The sequence below is a fragment of the Pseudomonas sp. Larv2_ips genome (assembly GCF_963879675.1).
Classification (GTDB): Bacteria; Pseudomonadota; Gammaproteobacteria; order Pseudomonadales; family Pseudomonadaceae; genus Aquipseudomonas.
The window spans coordinates 240,734-266,221 of sequence record NZ_CAWOAW010000027.1 but is presented as its reverse complement, the minus strand read 5'-3'; the positions used below and the strand labels follow the sequence as shown (position 1 = coordinate 266,221).

At 60.0% G+C, this 25,488-nt stretch carries 25 protein-coding genes and 1 pseudogene; 15 read left to right on the top strand and 11 right to left on the bottom strand.

Features of this window, described 5'->3' with window-relative positions; all coding sequences use genetic code 11:
• Positions 1–207: 207 nt before the first annotated feature.
• From purE to AACV02_RS18160, 4 genes are all read left to right on the top strand, one after another.
• Positions 208–699 carry a 5-(carboxyamino)imidazole ribonucleotide mutase gene (gene purE, locus AACV02_RS18175; RefSeq protein ID WP_003195648.1) on the top strand — a complete coding sequence of 164 codons (492 nt, stop codon included), beginning with the start codon at positions 208–210 and terminating at the stop codon, positions 697–699.
• A gap of 12 nt (positions 700–711) precedes the next feature.
• A complete protein-coding gene (locus AACV02_RS18170) occupies positions 712–1,797 on the top strand; it encodes a 5-(carboxyamino)imidazole ribonucleotide synthase (protein WP_106575907.1) in 1,086 nt (361 codons plus the stop codon).
• A gap of 106 nt (positions 1,798–1,903) precedes the next feature.
• On the top strand, positions 1,904–2,149 hold the full coding sequence (locus AACV02_RS18165) for a GlsB/YeaQ/YmgE family stress response membrane protein (RefSeq protein WP_010168336.1): 246 nt from the start codon (positions 1,904–1,906) through the stop codon (positions 2,147–2,149).
• Between the two features lie 77 nt (positions 2,150–2,226).
• Entirely contained in the window at positions 2,227–2,763 is a 537-nt protein-coding gene (locus AACV02_RS18160) for a DUF3299 domain-containing protein (RefSeq protein WP_119741120.1), read from the top strand.
• A 119-nt stretch (positions 2,764–2,882) separates the two neighbouring features.
• On the opposite strand, the gene AACV02_RS18155 is transcribed toward AACV02_RS18160, so the two are convergent.
• Positions 2,883–3,782: a D-hexose-6-phosphate mutarotase gene (locus AACV02_RS18155; protein ID WP_119741117.1), complete on the bottom strand. Its 900-nt coding sequence runs from the start codon at positions 3,780–3,782 to the stop codon at positions 2,883–2,885.
• Positions 3,783–3,839: 57 nt separating this feature from the next.
• Entirely contained in the window at positions 3,840–4,244 is a 405-nt protein-coding gene (locus AACV02_RS18150) for an acyl-CoA thioesterase (RefSeq protein WP_003176975.1), read from the bottom strand.
• Positions 4,245–4,698: 454 nt separating this feature from the next.
• On the opposite strand from AACV02_RS18150, the gene AACV02_RS18145 reads away from it, so the two are divergent.
• From AACV02_RS18145 to AACV02_RS18115, 7 genes are all read left to right on the top strand, one after another.
• A complete protein-coding gene (locus tag AACV02_RS18145; RefSeq protein ID WP_119741115.1) occupies positions 4,699–5,988 on the top strand; it encodes an MFS transporter in 1,290 nt (429 codons plus the stop codon).
• A 263-nt stretch (positions 5,989–6,251) separates the two neighbouring features.
• Positions 6,252–7,238 (top strand): phosphate ABC transporter substrate-binding protein PstS, encoded by a 987-nt coding sequence (locus AACV02_RS18140; RefSeq protein ID WP_106575903.1) that lies wholly within the window; start codon positions 6,252–6,254, stop codon positions 7,236–7,238.
• Positions 7,239–7,722: 484 nt separating this feature from the next.
• Positions 7,723–9,756, top strand: coding sequence for an ABC transporter permease subunit (locus AACV02_RS18135; RefSeq protein ID WP_177413713.1), 2,034 nt, complete (start codon positions 7,723–7,725; stop codon positions 9,754–9,756).
• 15 nt (positions 9,757–9,771) lie between these two features.
• Complete coding sequence (pstA, locus tag AACV02_RS18130) at positions 9,772–11,442, top strand: phosphate ABC transporter permease PstA (protein ID WP_106575901.1); 1,671 nt, start codon at positions 9,772–9,774, stop codon at positions 11,440–11,442.
• Between the two features lie 206 nt (positions 11,443–11,648).
• Positions 11,649–12,482: a phosphate ABC transporter ATP-binding protein PstB gene (gene pstB, locus AACV02_RS18125; protein WP_056860879.1), complete on the top strand. Its 834-nt coding sequence runs from the start codon at positions 11,649–11,651 to the stop codon at positions 12,480–12,482.
• A 111-nt stretch (positions 12,483–12,593) separates the two neighbouring features.
• A complete protein-coding gene (gene phoU, locus AACV02_RS18120; protein ID WP_053258703.1) occupies positions 12,594–13,355 on the top strand; it encodes a phosphate signaling complex protein PhoU in 762 nt (253 codons plus the stop codon).
• 168 nt (positions 13,356–13,523) lie between these two features.
• Positions 13,524–14,420 (top strand): response regulator, encoded by an 897-nt coding sequence (locus tag AACV02_RS18115; protein WP_106575900.1) that lies wholly within the window; start codon positions 13,524–13,526, stop codon positions 14,418–14,420.
• A gap of 179 nt (positions 14,421–14,599) precedes the next feature.
• Here AACV02_RS18115 and AACV02_RS18110 read toward each other — a convergent pair whose 3' ends face one another.
• From AACV02_RS18110 to phoB, 3 genes are all read right to left on the bottom strand, one after another.
• Positions 14,600–15,940: a hemolysin family protein gene (locus AACV02_RS18110; protein ID WP_010207573.1), complete on the bottom strand. Its 1,341-nt coding sequence runs from the start codon at positions 15,938–15,940 to the stop codon at positions 14,600–14,602.
• A 269-nt stretch (positions 15,941–16,209) separates the two neighbouring features.
• Positions 16,210–17,496, bottom strand: a complete 1,287-nt coding sequence (gene phoR / locus AACV02_RS18105) for a phosphate regulon sensor histidine kinase PhoR (protein WP_256680561.1) — start codon at positions 17,494–17,496, stop codon at positions 16,210–16,212.
• A gap of 134 nt (positions 17,497–17,630) precedes the next feature.
• Positions 17,631–18,320, bottom strand: coding sequence for a phosphate regulon transcriptional regulator PhoB (phoB, locus tag AACV02_RS18100; RefSeq protein WP_003195617.1), 690 nt, complete (start codon positions 18,318–18,320; stop codon positions 17,631–17,633).
• A gap of 153 nt (positions 18,321–18,473) precedes the next feature.
• Between phoB and AACV02_RS18095 the strand changes: the two genes are divergently transcribed.
• Positions 18,474–18,854 (top strand): COG4315 family predicted lipoprotein, encoded by a 381-nt coding sequence (locus AACV02_RS18095; RefSeq protein WP_119741108.1) that lies wholly within the window; start codon positions 18,474–18,476, stop codon positions 18,852–18,854.
• 233 nt (positions 18,855–19,087) lie between these two features.
• Here the strand turns inward: AACV02_RS18095 and ubiA are convergent, their stop codons facing one another.
• The gene (ubiA, locus tag AACV02_RS18090) at positions 19,088–19,978 is read right to left on the bottom strand and encodes a 4-hydroxybenzoate octaprenyltransferase (protein WP_119741106.1); all 891 of its coding nucleotides are present in this window, start codon (positions 19,976–19,978) and stop codon (positions 19,088–19,090) included.
• A complete protein-coding gene (locus AACV02_RS18085; protein WP_119741104.1) occupies positions 19,978–20,541 on the bottom strand; it encodes a chorismate--pyruvate lyase family protein in 564 nt (187 codons plus the stop codon). The genes ubiA and AACV02_RS18085 overlap by 1 nt, the downstream gene beginning before the upstream one ends.
• Positions 20,542–20,736: 195 nt before the next feature.
• Here AACV02_RS18085 and AACV02_RS18080 point away from each other — a divergent pair, with 195 nt between their 5' ends.
• The 3 genes from AACV02_RS18080 to AACV02_RS18070 all read left to right on the top strand — a co-directional run bounded on the left by AACV02_RS18080 (position 20,737) and on the right by AACV02_RS18070 (position 22,556).
• Positions 20,737–20,904 carry a rubredoxin gene (locus AACV02_RS18080; protein WP_003213373.1) on the top strand — a complete coding sequence of 56 codons (168 nt, stop codon included), beginning with the start codon at positions 20,737–20,739 and terminating at the stop codon, positions 20,902–20,904.
• Between the two features lie 36 nt (positions 20,905–20,940).
• Positions 20,941–22,089, top strand: coding sequence for an NAD(P)/FAD-dependent oxidoreductase (locus AACV02_RS18075; RefSeq protein WP_106575895.1), 1,149 nt, complete (start codon positions 20,941–20,943; stop codon positions 22,087–22,089).
• A gap of 191 nt (positions 22,090–22,280) precedes the next feature.
• Positions 22,281–22,556: an HU family DNA-binding protein gene (locus AACV02_RS18070; protein WP_003213368.1), complete on the top strand. Its 276-nt coding sequence runs from the start codon at positions 22,281–22,283 to the stop codon at positions 22,554–22,556.
• Positions 22,557–22,639: 83 nt separating this feature from the next.
• Here AACV02_RS18070 and AACV02_RS18065 read toward each other — a convergent pair whose 3' ends face one another.
• The 4 genes and pseudogenes from AACV02_RS18065 to AACV02_RS30980 form a co-directional block, all read right to left on the bottom strand.
• On the bottom strand, positions 22,640–22,996 hold the full coding sequence (locus AACV02_RS18065) for a DUF7716 domain-containing protein (protein ID WP_119741101.1): 357 nt from the start codon (positions 22,994–22,996) through the stop codon (positions 22,640–22,642).
• 10 nt (positions 22,997–23,006) lie between these two features.
• Positions 23,007–24,434, bottom strand: a pseudogene (locus AACV02_RS18060) (RHS repeat domain-containing protein); the annotation flags it as partial.
• A 55-nt stretch (positions 24,435–24,489) separates the two neighbouring features.
• The gene (locus tag AACV02_RS18055) at positions 24,490–25,080 is read right to left on the bottom strand and encodes a hypothetical protein (RefSeq protein ID WP_119741094.1); all 591 of its coding nucleotides are present in this window, start codon (positions 25,078–25,080) and stop codon (positions 24,490–24,492) included.
• On the bottom strand, positions 25,080–25,488 hold a 409-nt coding region (locus AACV02_RS30980), incomplete at its 5' end, for an HNH/ENDO VII family nuclease (RefSeq protein WP_305955856.1). The genes AACV02_RS18055 and AACV02_RS30980, both read right to left, overlap by 1 nt.

The window sequence follows — 25,488 nt, the reverse complement described above, 5'->3', positions numbered from 1 at the left end:
CTGACCTGAAAGTCAATAAAACCGCTGGTTTGCGCCACTGGACAGATGGTCATTCCAGGGGCTGTTTATCTGGATTATTACGGTATACTGCGCGGCCTTCGGCCGGTCCAACCGGCCAAATTTCGTACAACAAGCCACGCCGGATTTCCCGCGTGGCTTGTTGTTTTTTGACGCGCCTGCGGGCGCCCAGAGAGAAGAGGCACGACGATGAGTGCATTGGTTGGCGTGATCATGGGCTCCAAGTCCGATTGGTCCACCCTTAGCCACACCGCCGATATGCTGGAAAAACTCGGCATTCCGTATGAAGTGAAAGTGGTCTCTGCCCACCGCACGCCGGATTTGCTGTTCCAGTATGCCGATGAAGCAGAATCCCGTGGCATCGAGGTGATCATCGCCGGTGCCGGCGGTGCGGCGCACCTGCCAGGCATGTGTGCGGCCAAGACCCACCTGCCAGTGCTTGGCGTGCCGGTGCAGTCGTCGATGCTCTCGGGCGTGGATTCGCTGTTGTCCATCGTGCAGATGCCGGCCGGTATCCCGGTGGCCACCCTGGCGATCGGCAAGGCCGGCGCGATCAACGCCGCTTTGCTGTCTGCCAGCATCCTGGGCGCCAAGCACCCGCAGTTCCACGCGGTGCTGAAAAAATTCCGTGCTGAGCAGACAGACAGCGTGCTGGACAATCCAGACCCACGCATTGCCTGAGGTTATTGATTGATGAAAATCGGTGTAATCGGTGGCGGCCAATTGGGTCGCATGCTGGCCCTGGCGGGAACACCGCTGGGGATGAACTTCGCTTTCCTGGACCCGGCGCCGGACGCCTGCGCGGCGGCCCTCGGTGAACACCTGCGGGCTGACTACAGCGACGCGGATCACCTGCGCCAATTGGCCGATGAAGTCGACCTGGTGACCTTCGAATTCGAAAGCGTCCCAGCCGAAACCGTGGCCTTCCTGTCGCAGTTCGTACCGGTTTACCCGAGCGCCGAAGCCTTGCGCATCGCGCGTGATCGCTGGTTCGAAAAGAGCATGTTCAAGGACCTGGGCATTCCGACGCCGGCCTTCGCCGACATCCAGTCCCAGGCCGACCTGGACGCTGCAGTCGCCTCCATCGGCCTGCCGGCCGTGCTGAAAACCCGCACACTGGGTTATGATGGCAAGGGCCAGAAAGTGCTGCGCACCGCCGCCGATGTGGTCGGCACCTTTGCCGAGCTGGGCAGCGTCGCCTGCCTGCTGGAAGGCTTCGTGCCTTTCACCGGTGAAGTCTCGCTGATCGCCGTGCGTGCCCGCGATGGCGAAACCCGCTTCTACCCGTTGGTGCACAACACCCACGACAGCGGCATCCTCAAGCTGTCCGTGGCCAGCACCGATCACCCGCTGCAGGCCCTGGCCGAAGACTATTCCAGCCGTGTGCTCAAGCAGCTGGATTACGTCGGTGTGATGGCGTTCGAGTTCTTTGAAGTCGACGGTGGCCTCAAGGCCAACGAAATCGCGCCGCGTGTGCACAACTCCGGGCACTGGACCACCGAAGGCGCCGAGTGCAGCCAGTTCGAAAACCACCTGCGCGCGGTGGCGGGCTTGCCGTTGGGCTCCACGGCCAAGGTCGGCGAAAGCGCCATGCTCAACTTCATCGGCGTTGTGCCGCCGGTTGAGCGCGTGATCGCGATCGATGATTGCCATCTGCATCACTACGGCAAGGCCTTCAAGGCCGGACGCAAGGTCGGCCACGCCAACCTGCGCTGCAAAGACCGTGCGACGCTGCAAGCCCAGATCCTCAAGGTCGAAGCGCTGATCGCCGAGCAATAACCCGAGGATCGGCGGGAACCATTGGTCACCGCCGTCTCTCTGATTGCAGGATGGCAAAGCCTGACTAGGCTTTGGCATGACTCACATTCAATCAGAGGGAAATGCCATGGGTATCATCGGAACCATCTTTATCGGCTTGATCGTCGGCCTGCTGGCGCGTTTCCTCAAGCCTGGCGACGACAGCATGGGCTGGATCATGACCATCCTGCTGGGTATCGCAGGTTCTCTGGTCGCCACCTACGGTGGTCAGGCCCTGGGCATCTACCAGGCAGGTCAAGGCGCAGGCTTTATCGGTGCGCTGATCGGCGCCATCGTGCTGCTGGTGATCTACGGCCTGCTGCGTAAAAAGTAATTAAGCGACAAAGCCCTCTGCGCTGCGCAGGCGCAGAGGGCTAGAATGCTCGCCACCTGTACTTGCCGAGCCTCACCATGCGCCGTCTTCTGTTGACTCTCCTCTTGCTGGGCTCTGGCCTGGCGCACGCCGGCGAACTGCCGGAAACCGACTGGCTTGACCTGATGCCGCTGTCGGACCAGAAAGCCCTCGAAGCCATGCCCGAGATCGACCACAACTCCCCCGAAGCCCAAGGCACGTTCACCGACAAAGGTGGCCTCAAGCAAAGCAAGGGCTTGCCGGCGGTGATGTATTCGACCAAGACCGTGACCGCCATGAATGGCAAGAATATCCGCATCGGCGGTTACCCGGTGCCGCTGGAAACCGACGCCAAGGGCCGCAGCACGCTGTTCTTCCTGGTGCCGTACCCAGGCGCTTGCATCCACGTGCCGCCGCCGCCGCCCAACCAGTTGGTGCTGGTGCGCTATCCCAAGGGGTTGAAGCTGGATGACATCTACACGCCGCTGTGGGTTACCGGCACGTTGAAGGTGGAGAAGGTCAATAACGATTTGGCGGATGCGGCGTACGCGCTGGACGCGGGCAAGGTGCGGGCGGTCAAAGAGTCCGATCTTTAATTTGCCGCAGAACCCAATGTGGGAGCGGGCTTGCTCGCGAATGCAGGGTGTCAGTCAGCGCATATGTGGCTGACACACCGTATTCGCGAGCAAGCCCGCTCCCACATTTTTGATTGGGTTTACACGGCGAGAGGGGTGATGCTTACGCCAAGCGTATGGCTTTCACCGGGCGCCAATGCCACCACATCATCCAGCACATTCGCCGTCTCGATGCACAGCATGCCCTGCCAGCCATCATCGGCCATGTCGTCGAACGCCTTGGCGCGTTCGGTCCATGGGTTCCAGATCACGGTCGAGTTCGAGCCTTGGCTGGTGAGCTGGAGACGACGCTGCCAGTCTTTATCGACAATGCTCAACTGCGCCGGAGTATCCAGGTAGATGCGGTCGGTCTCGGCGGTGAAGTGCAGCAGGCCGGATTGCTGTTTGTGGCTCCAGCCGTCGGCGGTGTCGATATAGCCCAGCCCGTCCAGGCCTTCAACCTGCACATTGCGCACGTCGCTCACGGCGAAATAGGTGTGCAGCGCCTGGCTGAGGGTCACGGTGTCGGTGCCACGGTTGTGGCTGGTCAGGCGGATATGCAGTTGCTCGTCCAGCAGCAGGCTCAGCTTCAGGTCGACCTGATGCGGCCAGCCGGGGAAGCCGCCCGCGGGCACCGGCAATACCAGATCGACGCGCAATGCATCGCCTTCGAGTTCGGTCGCGGCCAATTCCCACAGTGCTGTGCGCACAAAACCATGGGCCCCCGCGGGTTGGTCACTTTGGCGCATCGCCTTCACGCTTTGCGGGTTACGGTCGAATACGCCAAACCACGGCCAGCACACCGGCACGCCGGTACGAATGCCTTTGCCCTGTTTAAACACCGCCTCAGGGTTCGGCCAGATCACTGGCTGCTCGCCCTGGCGCTGGTAACTGAAGATGTGCGCGCCCTGTTGGGCCACCATCACTTCGGCGCCGTTGTGGCGGACGCGCCAGCAGTCCAGCTCGTCGATTTTCACGGTTTCAACGTGGGGCGTAGGCATAGCAGTGCTCTCTCATGGCAGGCAATGGGGCAATTGACCGTCAAAACCCGGCGATGTTTAACGCGCGCGCGATGGCACCGAGCGGGTACGGCCGCTGCCGTCGATGGCGACAAACACAAATACCGCCTCGGTCACCTTGCGCCATTCGCTGGACAGCGGGTCGTCGCTCCACACCTCGACCATCATCTGGATCGAGCTGCGGCCGATTTCCAGAGCCTGGGTATAGAAGGACAATTGCGCGCCGACCGCCACCGGCACCAGGAACGCCATGCGATCGATCGCCACTGTGGCGACACGTCCGCCGGCCACTTTGCTGGCCATGGCGGTGCCGGCCAGGTCCATCTGCGCGACCAGCCAGCCGCCGAAGATGTCGCCAAAACCGTTGGTTTCACGCGGGAGTGCGGTGATTTGCAGGGCGAGATCGCCTTGCGGGATAGGATCTTCTTGTTCGAGTTCGATCATGCCGAGGGTGCCTCTGACCCGTGACGCTTCATGGGTATTTCAAGTGGATAGCCGTCTCTGGAAAAACGTTTCAGCACCAACATACACCGCTCGATGCGTTTCTCGTAAGGCGTACTAAAGGGAAACTCTGCCAAATCGGCTGGATGGCACCCAACGACGTTTTGGCACAGCAGCCCCTCAAGACAGCGGGTTTGGCGCTTGCACGGGCCGAGTATATCGAGACGCTGGCGCCGCGACGACCTCCCAGCGCTCATTTGGTCGGCAAATCCCGGCTGTAACGCGGCTTTTTCCTGCAACTGTGCTTCTGATGGCTAATAAAGGGAAGAAACGGGGAATAACGCGCGCCTGCGAAGTGTTATTCGGTGGACGCTGTGCTTTTTCAAACGATTTGCTATCTTGCCAGACCCGCCGCAAGTCCCGGGCTTGCCGTCATTACTATAAGAGAAGCCTCGCCATGTCCTCCGTGCCCGCAAGCAGCGCGCAACCGTCGCGCCCGCTGACCCGCAACGACTACAAAACCCTGTCGCTGTCTGCCTTGGGCGGGGCGCTGGAATTTTACGACTTCATCATTTTCGTGTTTTTCGCCACCGTGGTCGGAAAACTGTTCTTCCCCCTTGATATGCCGGAATGGCTGCGCATGATGCAGACCTTCGGCATCTTCGCCGCCGGCTACCTGGCTCGTCCGTTGGGCGGCATCATCATGGCGCACTTCGGTGACCTGTTGGGCCGCAAGAAGATGTTCACCTTGAGCATCTTCATGATGGCCGTGCCGACCTTGATCATGGGCCTGCTGCCGACCTACGCGCAGATCGGCCTGTGGGCGCCGCTTCTGCTGCTGTTGATGCGCGTCATCCAGGGCGCGGCCATCGGCGGCGAAGTACCGGGCGCCTGGGTGTTCGTCTCTGAACACGTACCGCCGCGCCACATCGGCTATGCCTGCGGCACCCTGACCAGCGGCCTCACCGCCGGCATCCTGTTGGGGTCGCTGGTGGCCACCGCAATCAACTCGCTCTACAGCCCGGAACAAGTGTCCGACTACGCCTGGCGTATCCCGTTCCTGCTGGGCGGCGTGTTTGGCCTGCTCTCGGTGTACCTGCGCCGCTGGCTGCATGAGACGCCGATCTTCGCCGAGATGCAGCAACGCAAAACCTTGGCCGCCGAGCTGCCATTGCGCGCGGTGTTGCGCGACCACCGTGGCGCCATCGTGCTGTCGATGCTGTTGACTTGGTTGCTGTCGGCCGGTGTTGTCGTGGTCATCCTGATGACCCCGACCGTGCTGCAAACCGTCTACCACTTCAGCCCGACCATCGCACTGCAAGCCAACAGCCTGGCCATCGTGACCCTGAGCCTGGGCTGTATCGCTTCCGGCGCCCTGGCTGATCGTTTTGGCGCTGGCCGTGTGCTGGTCATCGGTTGCCTGTTGTTGTTGGCAACATCGTGGACGCTGTACCACAGCCTGATCGATCACCCGAACTGGCTCTTCCCGCTGTACACCCTGACCGGCCTGGTTGTCGGGGTGATCGGCGTGGTGCCTTACGTGATGGTGAAAGCCTTCCCGCCAGTGGTGCGTTTCAGCGGGTTGTCGTTCTCCTACAACGTCGCCTACGCCGTGTTTGGTGGTTTGACGCCGCTGGCGGTGTCGCTGCTGATGAAGGAAAGCCCGATGGGCCCCGCCTACTATGTCGCCGTGCTGTGCGTAATGGGGATGCTGGTGGGTGGCTATCTGTGGAAGCGCGGGCGCTAAAACCTTGTGATGACGCTGTGGCGAGGGCACTCGCTCGCCACAGGGTTTATGGTTGGCCAACGATTACAGAGTATTTCTGAAACACCGCTTCATGCGCTTCAACCTCCTCGCAAGTCCCGGATTTACTGATCTCTCCCCTTCCTGTCAGGTTTTTCACAAATGCTGGCCTTTCATCTAATTGTCACATTGCGGACATAGAGTGTTCACACGGCCTACCGATACTTGGCCCCGATCCAACTATCCCTATCTGCTAGGAGCAAGGCATGAAACTGAAACGTTTGATGGCGGCAATGACTTTTGTCGCTGCTGGCGTTGCGACCGCTAACGCGGTAGCCGCTGGTGTTGACCCGGCAATTCCGGCTTACGCCAAGACCACCGGTGTATCGGGCAACCTGTCCAGCGTTGGTTCCGACACCCTGGCTAACCTGATGACCCTGTGGGCTGAGTCCTATAAAAAGGAATACCCGAACGTCAACATCCAGATTCAGGCTGCCGGCTCCGCCACTGCTCCTCCTGCGCTGACTGAAGGCACCTCCAACCTGGGCCCGATGAGCCGCAAGATGAAGGACACCGAACTGGCGGCCTTCGAGCAGAAGTACGGCTACAAGCCAACCGCTATCCCGGTGGCTGTGGATGCCCTGGCCGTGTTCGTGCACAAGGACAACCCGATCCAGCACCTGACCATGGAACAAGTCGACGCGATCTTCTCCTCGACGCGTCTGTGCGGCGCCAAAGCTGACGTTAAAACCTGGGGCGACCTGGGTGTGACCGGCGACCTGGCCAACAAGCCGGTGCAACTGTTCGGTCGTAACTCGGTATCCGGCACCTACGGCTACTTCAAAGAAGAAGCCCTGTGCAAAGGCGACTACAAGCCAAACGTGAACGAACAACCAGGTTCGGCGTCGGTTGTGCAGTCGATCAGCTCCTCGCTGAACGGCATCGGTTACTCGGGCATCGGTTACAAAACCGCCAGCGTGAAGACCGTGGCCCTGGCCAAGAAAGGCAGCACTGACTTCATCGAAGACAGCGAAGAAAACGCCCTGAACGGCAAATACCCGCTGTCGCGCTTCCTCTACGTGTACGTCAACAAAGCCCCGAACAAGCCTCTGGCGCCGCTGGAAGCTGAGTTCGTGAAGCTGGTTCTGTCCAAACAGGGCCAGGAAGTTGTCGTCAAAGACGGCTACATCCCGCTGCCAGCCAAAGTGGCCGCCAAAGCCCTGGCTGACCTGGGTTTGAAAGAAGGCAACTAAGCCTGCGATACCTGGTGTAGATGCATGCTTTTTTGTGGAGCGGGCTTGCCCGCGATGCTGGCGACACGGTGTAGCGTTGAAACCGTATTGATGCCATCGCGGGCAAGCCCGCTCCCACATTAACCGTCTACACCCCTAATTTTTTAGTCCGCTGCCAGCTCTGCTCCGCGGCGGATTTCTTGCGTCACTGCATTGTCATCTTTCTGTCATACAGGATCGCTAGGGTGTGCGCATGAATGATCTGGCCAATTCCACCATGACGACGACTTCTCCCCCCAAGCGCATTGATTTCAATACGCCTGAGCTGCAACGCAAGCGCCGCATTCGCGCGCTCAAAGATCGCCTGACCCGTTGGTACGTGTTGATCGGCGGCCTCGCCGTCCTCGGCGCCATCACCCTGATTTTCTTCTTTCTTGCCTACGTCGTCGCGCCACTGTTCCAGGGCGCCTCGCTGACCAAGGAAGATGCGCTGACGCCCGCCTGGATGCAGGACGCCGGCAAGCCGTTGATGATCTCCCTCGAAGAGCAGAACCAGGTCGCCATGCGGGTTTCCGACAAGGGCCAGGCGCTGTTCTTTGATGTGGACACCGGCGCCGAGCTCAAGCGTGTTGATTTATCGCTGCCCGCCGGTGCCAGTGTTGCGTCCATTGGTGAAGACCAGCCGGGCAGCCCGCTGGTGATCCTGGGTTTGTCGAATGGCCAGTCCCTGGTGTTCCGCCACACCTATAAGGTGTCTTACCCGGATGGCAAGAAAACCATCACCCCGGCGATTGAATACCCTTACGGCGAAACGCCGATCGTGCTCGACGAGCAGGGTCGCCCGCTGGAGCACGTCGCACTTAATGCCACCGATTCCTCGCTGGTCGTTGCCGGTTCCGCAGGTTCCTACTTGAACGTGCTGAGCCTGAGCCGCGAAGAAAACATGATGACTGGCGAAGTCACCAGCGAGCAGAAGCGTATCGAGCTGCCGCAAATGACCGAGCCGGTAAAGGCGATCTTCATCGACCCACGCCAGCAGTGGCTGTACGTGATCAACGGTCGTGCCCTTGCCGACGTCTTCAGCCTGCGCGACAAGAGCCTCAACGGTCGCTACAAACTGCTTGAAGACGGTAATGCCGAGATCACCGCCAGCACTCAGCTGGTGGGCGGTATCTCGCTGATCGTGGGTAACTCCAAAGGCGGCCTGGCCCAGTGGTTCATGGCCCGTGACCCGGACGGCGAGCAACGCCTGAAGCAGATCCGTACCTTCCAGATGGGCACCGCGCCCATCGTGGAAATCACCGCTGAAGAACGTCGCAAAGGCTTCACCGCCCTCGACGCGTCCGGCAAGTTCGGCGTGTTCCACAGCACCGCGCACCGCACGCTGCTGGTCGACCCGGTGGTCGATGGCCAAGGCGTGTTCGGCCTGTCGCCACGCGCCAACCGCGTCATCGTCGAAGCGGGCGGCAAGCTGCAACCGCTGCTGCTGGACAACCCGCACCCGGAAGTGTCCTGGAGCGCGTTGTGGAGCAAGGTCTGGTACGAAAACTACGACGAGCCTAAATACGTCTGGCAATCGACCGCCGCCAACACTGATTTCGAACCCAAGATGAGCCTGGCGCCGCTGACCTTCGGTACCTTGAAGGCCGCGTTCTACGCCATGCTGCTGGCTGCACCGCTGGCCGTTGCTGCGGCGATCTACACCGCCTACTTCATGGCCCCGAGCCTGCGCCGCAAGGTCAAGCCGGTGATCGAACTGATGGAAGCGATGCCGACGGTGATCCTCGGCTTCTTTGCCGGCCTGTTCCTGGCGCCGTATGTCGAAGGGCACCTGCCGGGGATTTTCAGCCTGCTGATGTTGTTGCCGATTGGCATCCTGGTCGCCGGCTTCGTGTTCAGCCGCTTGCCTGAGTCGATCCGCCTGCGCGTTCCGGATGGCTGGGAAAGCGCGATCCTGATCCCGGTGATCCTGTTTGTGGGCTGGCTCTCGCTGTACATGAGCCCGTACCTGGAAACCTGGTTCTTCGGCGGCGACATGCGCATGTGGATCTCTCACGACCTGGGCATCACCTACGACCAGCGCAACGCTCTGGTGGTCGGCCTGGCCATGGGTTTCGCGGTGATCCCGAACATCTACTCCATCGCCGAAGACGCCGTGTTCAGCGTGCCGCGCGGCCTGACCCTGGGCTCCCTGGCCCTGGGCGCCACGCCATGGCAGACCATGACCCGCGTCGTCATCCTGACCGCCAGCCCGGGTATCTTCTCGGCGCTGATGATCGGCATGGGCCGTGCGGTCGGTGAAACCATGATCGTGTTGATGGCCACCGGTAACACGCCGGTGATGGAGATGAACCTGTTCGAAGGCCTGCGCACCCTGGCGGCTAACGTCGCGGTGGAAATGCCCGAGTCGGAAGTCGGCGGCAGCCACTACCGCGTGCTGTTCCTCTCGGCGCTGGTGCTGCTGTTGTTCACCTTCATCATGAACACCCTCGCCGAGCTGATTCGTCAGCGTCTGCGCAAGAAATACTCGTCGCTTTAAGAAAGGTAGAAGTCTGTGAAACAGAACTCCCTGAATGGATGGTTCAAGAGCGGCGCCCCCGGCGTCTGGATCAGCGGTGGCGCGGTGTCCATCGCGGTCATCATGACCATTGGTTTGCTGGCCGTGATTGCCGTGCGTGGCTTGGGCCACTTCTGGCCGGCTGACCTGATCCAGGCCAACTACAACGTGCCGGGCCAGGAAAACCATATCGTCATCGGCGAAGTGGTGCAGAAAGAAGAAGTGCCACGCGAGCGCCTGAAAAGTGCTGGTCTGCCGGTGCCCGACCAAGGCCCGGAATTCATGACCCGCGAGCTGATCAAGGTCGGCAACCGCGACCTGAACGGCAACGACTTCACCTGGATCGTCGGCGAGTGGCTCAAGGACCAGACCAAGCCGGCCAACCTGATGGCCATCGAACGCCGTGAATGGGGCAACTTCTACGGCACCCTGGTCAACGTCAAACAGGACGGCAAGGTCATCGCCGAAGGCGAGGCCGCGTGGCCGGAGCTGCAGGCCCGCGTTGACCGCGTGAACAAGCTGGCGGCGCAACTCAAGAGTCTGGAAAAAACCGACATCGGCGCGATCAATGCCGGGCTGGAGCGTATCCGCCTGCACGGTCGCAAGCTGGAGCTTGAAGGCAAGCTCGACGCTACCGCCCAAGCTGATATGGACTCGGACCGCGCAGAACTGAACAACCGCTACAAGGACATCGAAGCGCGCCTGGCGGACCTGCACACGCAGTTCAACCGCGACAGCCTGACGGCGCGCGACGCTAACGGCAAAGAAGTGGAAATCGGCATCGGTAAAGTGGTGCACGCCTACCAGCCGAACGCCATGGGCACGATGACCAAAATCGGCTTCTACTTCAGCAAGGTCTGGGAATTCCTCAGCGATGACCCACGGGAAGCCAACACCGAAGGCGGGATCTTCCCGGCGATTTTCGGCACCGTGATGATGACCCTGATCATGGCGATGATCGTGACGCCGTTCGGCGTGCTGGCGGCGGTGTACCTGCGTGAATATGCCAAGCAGAACACCCTGACGCGGATTATCCGCATTGCGGTGAACAACCTGGCGGGCGTACCGGCCATCGTCTACGGCGTGTTCGGCCTGGGCTTCTTCGTGTATGTGCTGGGTGGCTCGGTTGACCGTCTGTTCTTTGCCGAGGCCCTGCCGGCACCCACGTTCGGTACGCCGGGCCTGTTGTGGGCCTCGCTGACCCTGGCGCTGCTGGCGGTGCCGGTAGTGATCGTGGCCACCGAAGAAGGCCTGGCGCGGATTCCCCGCACCGTGCGCGAGGGTTCGTTGGCACTGGGCGCGACCAAGGCAGAAACGCTGTGGAAGATCGTGCTGCCGATGGCCAGCCCGGCGATGATGACCGGCATGATTCTCGCCGTGGCCCGCGCCGCCGGTGAAGTGGCGCCGCTGATGCTGGTGGGTGTGGTGAAACTGGCGCCGTCGCTGCCGGTGGACGGCAACTACCCGTACCTGCACCTGGACCAGAAGATCATGCACCTGGGCTTCCATATCTATGACGTCGGCTTCCAGAGCCCCAACGTCGAAGCTGCGCGGCCGTTGGTCTACGCCACCGCCTTGCTGCTGGTGCTGGTGATCGCCACGCTCAACTTGTCGGCGGTGTGGATCCGTAACCACCTGCGCGAAAAATACAAGGCGCTGGACAGCTAATTGAAGTGAACGCGTACTAAATGTGGGAGCGGGCTTGCTCGCGAATGCGGTGTATCAGAAACACTTGGGCTGGCTGACAGACCTCATTCGCGAGCAAGCCCGCTCCCACACTGAACCGCGCCGGACACAGATTTGAGATAAACCGCCAGGCCCAATCATGGGGCCATCGGTTCAACGAAACGAATTGGTAGCACAGGGAGCATCCCATGCAACACGAAACCCACACCCACGGCATTAACATGTCGGCCCTGGGTCGCGACAAGCAGAGCCTGAGCCTGGCCCAGGAAACCGTGGCCATCGAAGTGCCGGGCCTGAGCCTGTACTACGGTGAGAAGCAGGCGCTGTTCGACGTCAGCATGAACATCCCCAAGCAGCGCGTGACCGCCTTCATCGGCCCGTCCGGCTGCGGCAAGTCGACGTTGCTGCGCACCTTCAACCGCATGAACGACCTGGTCGACGGTTGCCGTGTAGAAGGCGCGATCAACCTCTACGGCACCAACATCTACCGCAAGGGCGAGGACGTGGCCGAGCTGCGCCGCCGGGTGGGCATGGTGTTCCAGAAGCCCAACCCGTTTCCCAAGACCATCTACGAAAACGTGGTCTACGGCCTGCGCATTCAGGGCATCAACAAAAAACGCATCCTCGACGAGGCCGTTGAATGGGCGCTTAAAGGCGCGGCACTGTGGGATGAGGTCAAGGACCGCCTGCACGAGTCGGCCCTCGGTTTGTCCGGCGGCCAGCAGCAACGTCTGGTAATCGCCCGCACCATCGCCGTGGAGCCGGAAGTGCTGCTGCTCGACGAACCCTGCTCGGCACTCGACCCGATCTCCACATTGAAAGTCGAAGAGCTGATCTACGAACTGAAATCCAAGTTCACCATCGTCATCGTGACCCACAACATGCAACAGGCGGCGCGGGTTTCCGACTACACCGCGTTCATGTACATGGGCAAGCTGGTGGAATTTGGCGACACCGATACCCTGTTCACCAACCCGGCGAAGAAGCAGACCGAAGACTACATCACCGGTCGCTATGGCTAGCCCCAGCTGCACGCCGCACGTTTCAAGCGGCAAGTAAAAGCAGTTTGATCAACGACACACATCAGCTTGCAGCTTGTAGCCTGCGGCTTACAGCTTTTGCGGAGCAAACCCATGATTAGCAAAGAAGGCCTTACCCATCACATCTCCGCGCAGTTCAACGCCGAGCTTGAGGAGGTGCGCAGCCACCTCCTGGCGATGGGCGGGCTGGTGGAGAAGCAAGTCAACGACGCCGTCACCGCGCTGATCGAGGCCGACTCGGGCCTGGCCCAGCAAGTGCGTGAAATCGATGACCAGATCAACCAGATGGAACGCAACATCGACGAAGAATGCCTGCGCATTCTGGCGCGGCGCCAGCCGGCGGCGTCTGACCTGCGTTTGATCATCAGCATCTCCAAGTCGGTGATCGACCTGGAGCGCATCGGTGACGAAGCCACCAAGATCGCCCGTCGCGCCATCCAGTTGTGCGAAGAAGGCGAAGCGCCGCGCGGTTACGTGGAAGTGCGCCACATCGGCGACCAGGTGCGCAACATGGTGCGCGATGCCCTCGACGCTTTTGCCCGCTTCGACGCCGAGCTGGCATTGTCGGTAGCGCAGTACGACAAGACCATCGACCGCGAATACAAGACCGCACTGCGCGAGCTGGCCACCTACATGATGGAAGACCCGCGCTCTATCTCGCGGGTCTTGAACATCATCTGGGTGCTGCGTTCGCTGGAGCGTATCGGCGACCACGCGCGCAATATCTCGGAACTGGTGATTTACCTGGTACGCGGTACCGACGTGCGGCACATGGGCCTCAAGCGCATGAAAGCCGAAGTTGAAGGCACAGCCGATCAAATCCCTAATGTTCCGGGCGAATCTGACGATAAGTAAGGTTGCCCGAGAAATTAACGCCCGGCCTTTGGTCGGGCGTTTTCGTTTGCGGCATCTGAATTTTTTGCGCGGCAGGAACAATAAAGTCCTTCTGTGACCCGCGAGTTTTGGCAAAATGCCATCAGTCAGGCGTTTTGCGTGCCGAAGTTTTTATAGGATGAAGGGTCGATGAGTAAAGTCAGTGTATTGGTGGTGGACGATGCCTCGTTTATCCGCGACCTGGTGAAGAAGTGCCTGCGCAACTACTTTCCGGGGATCAAGATCGAAGATGCGGTGAACGGCAAAAAGGCGCAATCCATCCTGATGCGCGAGACCTTCGACCTGGTGCTGTGCGACTGGGAAATGCCCGAGATGTCAGGCCTGGAGTTGCTGACCTGGTGCCGCGAGCAGGCCCATCTCAAAGCCATGCCGTTCGTGATGGTGACCAGCCGTGGCGACAAGGAAAACGTGGTGCAGGCCATTCAGGCCGGCGTCTCCGGCTACGTCAGCAAGCCGTTCACCAACGAGCAATTGCTGAACAAGGTCAAGCAGGCCCTGCACAAGATCGGTCGCCTCGACGCGCTGATCGCCAGTGCGCCGACCAAAATGAATTCGGCTTTTGGCAACGACTCCCTGAGCGCCTTGACCGGCGGCAAGCCTGAAGCCGTGAAACCGGCGCCGGTGGCTGCGCCAAGCAAAGGCCTGCTCAACAGCCCGCCGGTGCAAACGCCAGCGGCATCGCCGGCCGGCGGCCGTGGCCAAGGCCAGCTGCGCCTGTCCAGCGGCACCCAGCAATGCGTGATCAAAGCGCTGAGCATCAAGGAAGCGCTGCTGGTGGTGCGCCGTGGTGAAGTCCTGCCGCAGGTACTGGAAAGCGCGGTGCTCGACCTTGAGCAAGGCGACAACGCCGAAGTGGCCCGCCTCAACGGCTACCTGCACGCCGTCGTCGCCTACGAGCCCAAGCCCGACAGCGACTGGCTGCAGCTGACCTTCCGGTTTATCGACCAGGACGCGCAGAAACTCGACTACATCTCCCGCCTGATCGCACGCGGCACGGCGCAGAAGCACTTTGTGCCGGGTGCGTGATGACAGCGCAGACGCTGTCGATAAACATCACACACTAAAGGTGGGAGCGGGCTTGCTCGCGAATGCGGACTCTCAGTCATTGAATGCATCGACTGAACCAGCGCTTTCGCGAGCAAGCCCGCTCCCACAGGTTGATTTTCATTGTTTGGCCGAAGGTGCACGGCCATCACCTTTGCAGATCAATCCAGCAACAGCACCTTGGCCAGCACGATCTTCGGCCCTTTCATCTTCTTGATGATGATTCGCAAGCCTTCAACCTCCAGCACTTCTTCCTCTTCCGGCACGCGTTTGAGGGTGTCGTAGATCAGCCCGGCGAGGGTTTCGGCTTCGATGTGGTCCAGGTCGACGCCCAGCAGGCGTTCCACCTTGAACAGCGGCGTGTCGCCACGCACCAGCAGTTTGCCCGGTTGGTAGGCGAGAATGCCGCGTTCGGCCTTGCGGTGTTCGTCCTGGATATCGCCGACCAGCACTTCCAGCACGTCTTCCATGGTCAGGTAGCCGATGATCTTGCCGTCGGCTTCCTCTACCAGAGCAAAGTGCGCGCCGCCTTTGCGGAACTGCTCCAGCAACTGCGACAACGGCATATGGCGCGATACGCGCTCCAGCGGGCGGGTCAGCTCGGCCAGGTTGAACGACTCGGGGATGTGGTCCAGAGCCGCCAGTTCCAGCAGCAAGTCCTTGATGTGCAGCAGGCCGACAAACTCGTTGCGCACCGCGTCATACACCGGGTAGCGGCTGAACTTGTGGCGGCGGAACAGCGCGAGGATTTCCTTGAGCGGGGCGTTGAAGTCGAGGGTGACCAGGTCTTCGCGAGAGTTGGCCCAGTCCACCACTTCCAGTTCGCCCATTTCCACGGCGGAGGCGAGTACACGCATGCCTTGGTCGCTCGGGTCCTGGCCACGGCTGGAGTGCAGGATCAGCTTGAGTTCTTCACGGCTGTAATGGTGCTCATGGTGCGGGCCAGGCTCGCCTTGGCCGGCAATACGCAAGATGGCGTTTGCGCTGGCGTTGAGCAGGTAAATCGCCGGGTACATCGCCCAATAGAACAGGTACAACGGCACTGCGGTCCACAGCGACAGCAACTCGGGTTTGCGGATGGCCCAGGATTTAGGCGCCAATTCACCCACCACGATGTGCAGGTAGGAGATCACAAAGAAGGCGGCAAAGAACGACACGCCCTTGATCACTTCCGGCGACTCTACGCCCACCGCGCCCAGCAACGGCTCGAGGATATGCGCAAAAGCTGGCTCACCGACCCAGCCCAGGCCCAGGGAGGCAAGGGTGATACCCAGCTGGCAGGCCGACAGGTAGGCGTCGAGCTGGCTGTGCACGGTGCGCAGGATCTGCCCGCGCCAGCCGTTCTTGTGGGCGATGGCCTCGACCCGGGTGGCGCGCAGTTTGACCATGGCGAATTCCGCCGCAACGAAGAAACCGTTGAGCAGTACCAGGATCAGTGCAAAAAGAATCATGCCGAAGTCGGCGAAGAGTGTGGCGAGGGTGATACCAGGGGAAGGGTCCATGATGGGGTTTTGCAGGTTCCGTGTGTTCAATAAGGAGTGACAGAAGGGCCTGAAAGGCAGGCGCAAGTCGGCCAATGTAGCGGCTGACGGGGCGCTTGCCTAGTGCCCGCTGCCGGGCGGGGCAAGGAATGCGTTCCTGGAAACGATGCAAGTCCAGTGTGGGAGCTGGCTTGCCTGCGATAGCAGACTGTCAGTTGGCGTATTTTTAGCTGACCCACCGTCATCGCAGGCATGCCAGCTCCCACACTTAACCCAGCGTCGCTTTCGGATTATTCATCTGCGCCGATCACCCGCGAACGCGTCACCTGCGTCGGCGGAAAGTGGCAGGTAAACGTGCTGCCATGCCCCAGCACACTGCTGATTTCCAGCCGTGCGCGATGGCGCAACAGCACATGCTTGACGATGGCCAGGCCCAGCCCGGTGCCGCCGGTGTTGGAGTTGCGGCTGGAGTCGACGCGGTAGAAACGCTCGGTCAGGCGCGGCAAGTGTTTGGCGTCGATGCCGATGCCGGAGTCCTGCACGCTCAGGTGTGCGCCGTGTTCATCGGCCCACCAGCGAATGCGGATATTGCCCTTGTCCTGGGTGTACTTCACGGCGTTGAACACCAGGTTGGAAAACGCGCTGCGCAACTCGCCCTCGCTGCCTTTGAGCAGCACCAGCGGGTCGGCGTCCAGGCTGATCTGCTGCCCGCGCTCGCCGGATAGCGCCTGGGCGTCATTCTTGATGGTCTGCAACAGGCTCTGCACGGCGACGGGATGGTTGTCCGACGGGTAATCGGTGGCCTCAAGCTTGGCCAGCAACAGCAGGTCGTTGAGCAGGGTCTGCATGCGCGAGCCCTGTTGCTGCATTTGCTGCAGGGCGCGGCTCCAGCGCGGGTTGATCTCGTCGACGTTGTCCAGCAGCGTCTCCAGGTAGCCGCAGATCACCGTCAACGGCGTGCGCAGTTCGTGGGAGACGTTGGCGACGAAGTCTTTGCGCATCTGTTCCAGCTGGTGGATGCGAGTCACGTCGCGCACCAGCATCAGGTGCTCGTTGTTGCCGTAGCGCGTCAGGTACAGCTGGATGCGCACGCGGTCATTGGTGGGCGAGGGGATTTCCAGGGCTTCTTCGTAATTGTCCTGCTCGAAGTATTCCTTGAAGCGCGGGTGGCGCACCAGGTTGGTCACCGGCTGGCCGCTGTCCTGGGGCGTCTTGAGGCCCAGCAGGGTTTCGGCGGCGCGGTTCCACCATTCCAGGTTGCCGTCGCTGTCGAGCATGATCACCGCGTCCTTGAGCGCGGCGGTGGACTCCTGCACCCGGTCGATCACCGCCTGCAGGCGCCCGCGAACCCGTTGGTCACGACGTTGCAAGTGGTAGATGCTGTCGAACACCTCGCCCCACAGGCCGTAGCCGTCAGGCGGTGCTTCGTCGGGTTTGTGCTGGCGCAGCCATTCATGCAGGCGCAGCAGCTGTTTGAGGGTCCAGCCCAGGTACAGACCGATGCCGACGGCCAGGCTCCAGCCGTATTGGCCGCTGACCAGGCCGACCACCAGGCAGCCGGTGATCAATAACAGCATGTGGCGGATCAGGGTGCCATGCCAGTTCTGGTTCACAATCGGTCCTTCGGACAGTGAAAATTTTCAGGCTGCAAGCTTCAAGTCAGAGCGGATGGGCTTCAACTCCGCTTGTAGCTAACTGCTTTTAGCTGCTTTCAACCTTTGGTTGAAAACCGATAGCCGGTGCCGCGCACGGTTTGTACCAGATTCTCGTAGGCGTCGCCCAAGGCTTTGCGCAGGCGGCGGATGTGCACGTCGACGGTGCGCTCTTCCACATACACATTGCCGCCCCACACCTGGTCCAACAGTTGGCCACGGGTGTAGGCGCGTTCCTGGTGGGTCATGAAAAATTGCAGCAGACGGTATTCGGTCGGGCCCATCTCGGCTGGCTTGCCATCGATGGTCACGCGGTGGCTGATCGGGTCCAGGATCAGGCCGTCGACTTCGATCGGCGCTTCGCCATCGGTCGGGCCAGCACGGCGCAGCACGGCCTTCAGGCGGGCAACCAGCTCGCGTGGGGAAAATGGCTTGGTGATGTAGTCATCGGCGCCAACTTCCAGGCCCTGAATCTTGTTGTCCTCTTCGCCTTTGGCCGTGAGCATGATGATCGGGATGTCCCCGGTCAGCTCGTCACGCTTGAGGCGGCGTGCCAGCTCGATGCCGGAAGTGCCGGGCAGCATCCAGTCCAGCAGGATCAGGTCCGGCTTGCGGTCGACGATAATGGCATGGGCCTGCTGGGAGTTCTCCGCCTCCAGGCAGTCATAGCCGGCCATTTCCAACGCAACGGCGATCATCTCGCGAATGGGCGCTTCGTCGTCAACGATCAGAATGCTCCTGCCAACCATGCCTAAATCCTCTTGTCATTTAACTGTCTTGCGCCGCATTAGATAACGGAATTATTGCAGTCGTGTGACAGTAATTTAGTCGCTTGGGCAATTCTCGGCACTCTGGACTACCCTTTGGGTCCGAATCCTGACAACCACAAAAGGAAGGTTCCGATGACTCACAGTACTTTTTCCTGGAAAGCCCTGCTGGTAACGGCCGCGTTGACGCTGCCGACACTGGCGTTTGCGGCGGAGCCGGCGATGACCAAAGACGGCATGCTGGTGGACCACAAGGGCATGACGCTCTACACCTTTGCCAAGGACTCGGGTGACAAGTCCATGTGCAACGACAAGTGCGCCACCAACTGGCCGCCGTTGATGGCCGACTCCACCGACAAGCCGATGGGCAAGTGGACCGTCATCACCCGTGATGATCAAAAAAGCCAATGGGCCTACAGCGGCAAGCCGCTTTACACCTTCGTGATGGACAAGAAGGCCGGTGACATGACCGGTGACGGCAAAATGGACGGTGCCTGGAAGGTCGCCAAGCCCTGACCACCTGACGGCCAGCGAGCTGGTTGTGGCGAGCAGGCCGGTCAAAGCAACGGGCTTGTCGTGGGCTGAGGGCTTGTCGTGGCGAGCGGGCTTGCCCCGCGTTGGGCTGCGAAGCAGCCCTGAAACCTGACGCCTCGGTCTCTGTGACAAAACACAGTGGCCCTGCGAGGGGCCGCTACGCGGCCCGACGCGGGGCAAGTCCGCTCGCCACAACAAGCCGGCTCGCCACAGGGTCAACGAAACGCGTAATCCGCCACGATCCCGACAAAAATTGCCAACCCGGCCCAGTGGTTGTGCAAAAACGCCTTGAAGCATTTCAGCCGGTCCTTGTCGCGGGTGTACCAGAACTCCCAGGCAAAGCAGCCTGCCGCCGCCAGCAACCCCAGGTGGAACCAGCCGCCCAACTCGAACCGCATACCCGCCAGCACCAGGCAGACCAGCGACAAACCTTGCAACATGAGGATGATCACGCGGTCGGCATCGCCGAACAGAATGGCAGTGGATTTCACGCCGATCTTCAAGTCGTCGTCGCGGTCGGTCATCGCGTAATACGTGTCATAGCCCACCGTCCACAACAGGTTGGCGATGTACAGCAGCCACGCCGTGGCAGGCAGGTGACCGGTCTCAGCGGTGAACGCCATCGGCATGCCCCACGAAAATGCCGCGCCCAGTACCACTTGCGGGTAATAGGTGTAGCGCTTCATGAACGGGTAGCTCGCCGCCAACGCCAGGCCGCCGAGTGACAGCAGGATGGTGGTGGCGTTGGTCAGCAACACCAGCAGGAAGCTGATGCCCATCAGCACCGCAAAAAACACCAGCGCTTCTTTGGAACTGATCTTGCCGCTCACCAGTGGGCGTTGTTCGGTGCGTTTCACGTGGCCGTCGACCTTGCGATCGGCCCAGTCATTGATCACACAGCCACCGGCGCGGGTCAGCACCACGCCGAGCACGAAAATCACGATATTGAGCAGGGACGGCGAGCCCTTGCCGGCAATCCACAGCGCCCACAGCGTCGGCCACAACAGCAGGTAAATGCCGATGGGCTTGTCCATGCGGGTCAACTGAATGAAATCCCAGGCCCTGGGGTTCAGGTGGTTCAGGGACTTGAGCAGACGTTGATACATCAGCAGTTCTCCGCACGGTCATGCAACGCCTGCCAGAAGCCCGGCAGGAAAATTTCCGCCACCAGCACGCTCAGCGACCCGCGATCAAAGCGCGAGCGGCGTCCCCACAACCCGTCGGCCTGATCCGCAGTCGGCAGCCATTGCCGTGGGTAGTGGCAGACCTCGATGGCCTGGCGGGTGAAGGCGTGGTCGCAAAACAGCAACTCGCCCAGCGAACGGCTGCCCAGTTCGTCCATGTGCAGCCCGTCGCCTTGCAAGGCACTGCGCGCCGCCACGCTGCGCGCGAACACCCACGGCTGACCATGGCCGCGCAGATACACCTCGCGCACCCAACCGACAGTGGCCGGGGCCAGGTTCAGCGCCGCGCATTCATCGTCGCGCAGCGGTTGCCAACCTTCGAACAGCGGCGTCACGCTGAAGCCATCGTCGGACAGCCCCGTCAGCCGGCGCGTCAGCGAGCCTTCGTCGAACAGCCAGTCAAGGGTCAAGGGCGCGGGCAGTGGGCTCAGGAGGCTCTGGGTCAGCCATTGGCAAGCATCGGGACGGGCGATTGAGTGCGGCACGGTGAGTCAGTATTGGCAGCAAAAGAGGCGGCGAGCTTACCATGGCATCCTGAGCTTTTGCCGGGCTGAACCGGCCGTTTGCGCCGAACATGCTTGCATCTGCCGGCTCCGATCAGTACAAAACGCCCTGAGCCGCACGGCAACGTTGGTCTATCGACCGTCGGCCAAGATGCCTGGACCCTGAGGAAGCAAGTAATGAAGAAGTGGCAATGTGTAGTCTGCGGCCTGATCTATGACGAAAAAGATGGCTGGCCGGATGACGGTATCGCGCCGGGCACCCTGTGGCAGGACGTTCCGGAAGACTGGCTGTGCCCGGACTGCGGCGTGGGCAAAATGGATTTCGAAATGATCGAAATCGGTTAATCATCGATTTTTGAAATGTACTTCAAGGAGAAAGGAATGAACGCACCTGTCGTGATCATCGGCACAGGATTGGCCGGTTACAACGTGGCCCGGGAGTTTCGCAAGCTCGACAGCGAGACCCCGTTGCTGCTGATCACCGCAGATGACGGGCGCTCCTACTCCAAGCCCATGCTCTCCACCGGCTTTGGCAAGAACAAGGAAGCCGACGGCCTGAGCATGGCCGAACCGGGCGCCATGGCCGAGCAACTCAAGGCCGAAGTGCGCACCCACACCCGCATTAGCGGCATCGACCCGGGCCACAAACGCCTGTGGATCGGCGAGGAAGCGGTGATCTACCGCGACCTGATCCTGGCCTGGGGCGCAGAAACCGTGCGTGTCCCGGTCGAAGGCGACGCGGCTGAGCTGATTTTCCCCATCAACGACCTCGAAGATTACGCACGCTTTCGTGCCGCCGCCGCCGGCAAACGCCGGGTGCTGCTGCTCGGCGCCGGGCTGATCGGCTGTGAGTTCGCCAACGACCTGATCCTTGGCGGCTACGAAATCGACCTGGTGGCGCCGTGCGAGCAGGTCATGCCGACCCTGCTGCACCCGGCGGCAGCCGCTGCCGTGCAGGCCGGGCTGGAAGGCCTTGGCGCGCGTTTCCACCTGGGCCCTGTGCTCAACCGCCTGCAGCGCACGGCTGATGGCCTGGAAGCGCACCTGTCCGACGGTGAAGTGATTCACTGCGACCTGGTGGTTTCGGCCATCGGCCTGCGCCCACGGGTGGACCTGGCCGCCGCCGCCGGCCTGCAAATCAACCGTGGAATCATGGTCGACCGCCACCTCAAGACTTCCCACGCCAACATCTACGCGTTGGGCGACTGCGCCGAGGTCGATGGCCTGAACCTGCTCTATGTGATGCCGCTGATGAGCTGCGCCCGCGCCCTGGCCCAGACCCTGGCCGGCAACGCCACGGCCGTGAGCTACGGGCCGATGCCGATCACCGTGAAAACCCCGATCTGCCCACTGGTGGTTTCGCCACCGCCACGCGGCACCGAAGGCGTGTGGAGCGTCGAAGGGCAGGGCGCCGACATCAAGGCCTTGTGCCGCGACGCCAGCGGCCGCCTGCTCGGCTACGCGCTGACCGGCAGCGCCGTGATGGAAAAACTGGCCTTGAACAAAGAACTTCCGCCGTTACTGGCGTAAATACCGGTCGTTCTGTCGGAATCAGCACGTTCTTACCTCTATAAAGGTCGCCACGAGACTGGCGGAGCGTGCGAGGGCATGCCATCCTCACTCCCGTCTGCCGCAGAGTAGAGCCTGCGGCGCCTTGGGCGCTGCTCCACAAGAGAGCAGCACGGACATAACAACAAAAAACCGTCAAAGAGGCTTCACTTATGCGTAAACCAGAACTCGCAGCCGCCATCGCTGAAAAAGCGGATCTCACCAAAGAACAGGCCAACCGCGTACTCAACGCCGTTCTCGAAGAAATCACCGGCGCCCTGCACCGCAAGGACAGCGTCACACTGGTTGGATTCGGCACCTTCCTGCAACGCCACCGCGGCGCCCGCACCGGCAAAAACCCGCAAACCGGTGAGCCGGTGAAGATCAAGGCGAGCAACACCGTTGCGTTCAAGCCGGGCAAGTCGCTCAAAGACAGCGTCAACCCGTAATCGCGGGACCGTCTGAAGGGAGGCGGGTTGGTAACAAAAATGGGCACGCCGACTGGGTCGGGTGCCCATTTTTTGGATAGGAATCAGGCTTCCATGAAGTCGTCGTATTCCCGATAGTGATTGATTGCTCGGATCAAAATATCACTATCTGGCGCCTTAACCTTCTTTTGAATAACTTCGAATATGGCTTGAAGCGTTTGCACATCCAGCCAGGTTTCGACGTTTTCTTTTTCCAAGGACTTGGGGATAAGCTCGCCGGCAGAATTCTCGACTGTTTTATCGTCTTCCTCGAGATCGTCAATTTCGTCCTCGGAAATGAGGTAGAAAATTGCTTTCTCTGGTTCTTCTTCCCATTTATCCAGGTTGGTATAGACCCAGTCGTTATCGGTATGGGAGTTGACGGTGCTGAACAGGTTGGTGACGCCTTGCATCTTTTTCATCAGTAACTCCTCATTTTCTACAAGATGACCCGCCACCCCAGGTTTTTCTGCCGCCTACTCGTTTTCCGTTACGGCCTTTCGGGTGGTAGTCGCCGTGACGGTTTTTGTGGTCTTCGTGACTGACCAGCTGCAAATTGCCACCTACTACAGGGTGGTGATGCCAGGTCGAGCCCTTCATTGCTGTTGTTCTGAACTTGCCATTTTTCTTCGGCGCAACCCATTTTGAGATGCCTGGGTGTTTTGCTTCGACACTTGCTTGCAATGCGGGATCGTTCTTCATCGCGTAATGCAGTTGTCTGTTGGATTCGGCGAAATGTACAGAGTCCTTTGAGCGCCAGATTTCTTTGTTGATGTGGGCTTCGTACGATACGTCATAGACCCCGGGATTTGAGCTGACCCATCCCCAAGGGTCGATCCATGAGACCGGGTTCGGCCCATATTGATAGAAGTTATGACCCCCGGCTAGCCCGATGGGATCCGGCGTCGTAAACCGCCCCACATCCGGATCATAAAACCTGAACGTATTGAAATGCAGCCCCGTCTCCCGGTCCAGATACTGTCCCTGAAACCGTAGATTTTGTTCCTCGATGTAATAAGGTTCGCGCGCCTCTTCCAGCGTGTTGCCCCACACCCGATAAGTCGCTTGCCAGACGCTGTGTCCGTCAGCTTCGGTCAGTTGCTCCGGCAACCCGTTCAGGTCGTTGTGGTAGTAACGAATCTTCTGCAACGGCCCGGCACCGTCGACGTTGGCCAGGGGTTGGTAGCCTTCATCTTCATAGACGTACAGGCTGGTCTGGCTGTGTTTTTGCTCCTGCAATAAACGTAGCCCATCCCACATGAACCGGGTTTCTCCCAACGGATACCCATCACTGCCGTGCTCAGTTTTCTCAACCCGCCGCCCCAGCGGGTCATACGCCATCCTGACCACGCTGCCATCGTCATTACGCACCTCAATCAACCGACTTTCCGCGTCATACGCAAACCGCTGCACACCCCCGCTTCGCACTGCGCTTCTCGATCGTCCGCCCAAACGCATCGTAGCGGTAACGCTTGTCCTGATACGTCAGCAGCTTGTTATGCACCACCAACCCGGCACCGGCCTGCGGGCCATCGAGCAGGTTGTCGGCGGGGTCGTATTCGAACTGCTTTTGCGTCGCCGCAGGCATCAGCGATGGCTGGCTGTTAAGGCGGCGTTGGCGTGAGCGCAGGCGGCCGCTGCGGTCGCGTTCGAAATCGCTGATCACCTGGCCGTCGAGGTTGATCTGGTGCAGGTGGCCGCTGCCGTAGTACAGGCGCTTGAGCCAGCGCCCGTCCGGCAGTTGGGTCTGGATCAGGTTTTCGAGTTCGTCGTAGTGATGTTGCAGCTTGCCGCCGGCACTCGCTCGGCGAGCAACTGACCGTGGACTTCGTAGGCGAAGCGCAGGGCTTGGGAATTGCCAAAGGGTAGGGATTTATTTGATTGTAAATTTAAATGTTTCCCACTTAACTGCTCATCAGCAAGCTTGGGTGATGGTATGGAAGGTCTTTTTATCTTCATCAAAAAAAAGGTAAGCCTGTGCGCTGTCGTGGCTCAATTCGCTAATGTCGAGCTGCCCCACGAAAACCATCGGCTTTCCGCTTTCTATTGGCCATTCGGGGCTTTGAAGCCATTTTGGCTGTGTTTTCAAACACCGAAAATCAGTTTTTATTTTTTCCTTCAACCACGACTGCAAATCTTTCGGACTCAGATTTTTTTGCTCTTCGATTAGGTTCGATAGATAGTCGGATGATAGGGACAGCCACTTTGGTTGAACTTTTAGCGTCAGGTTAAATAGATTTTCGTACTTTTTTTCCACCGTGTGAGTAATGCCATGCTTGCTCAGAACACCTGACAGAAGCGTTTGAACATTGTAAATGCACTCAAAATTTCGAAAGTCCTGACTGATTGCATAGGTATAGAGATCAGGTTCACTGACGTACGCTGGCAAGTTTTTCTCATCTTTCAGCAACGCTTCGACAGTTGCATCTGCGTAGACTTTTGCTTCGAATTCCTTGGGTGAAATAGAGCCTTCGACGAATTTTTTAATGATGTCTATAGCGGTCATTACTTGCTTCCTAACTGTCTGAATTCATCCAGTGCTGCGTGCTGCTCGCGAGTGACCTCACGCAGGTTTCGAGGATTGTTCACATCCCTACCACCGTTTCTTTGAGGGTTGTGGTGATGCAATTCCATTGAGTTGCCGTTGGCGTCCAGGGGTGCCGAACCACGCTTCATACGGCTCATGTTAGACGGACTGAATTCGCCAGATGTTTTTGAAGCTTCATAGCGGTTTTTCCAATACCGATTTCTTACCACATCCCAAGCCGGAGCTTTGCCGTTAGGCAACGGTTTGTCTATGGCTTGGCCGCGTTTCCAGCGTTTGAACTGAACGCAACTCCAACCCCAAGGATCGATCCAGCCGACGGGATTTGGGCTGTATTGATAGAGGTTCAGTCCTCCCGCCAACCCAATC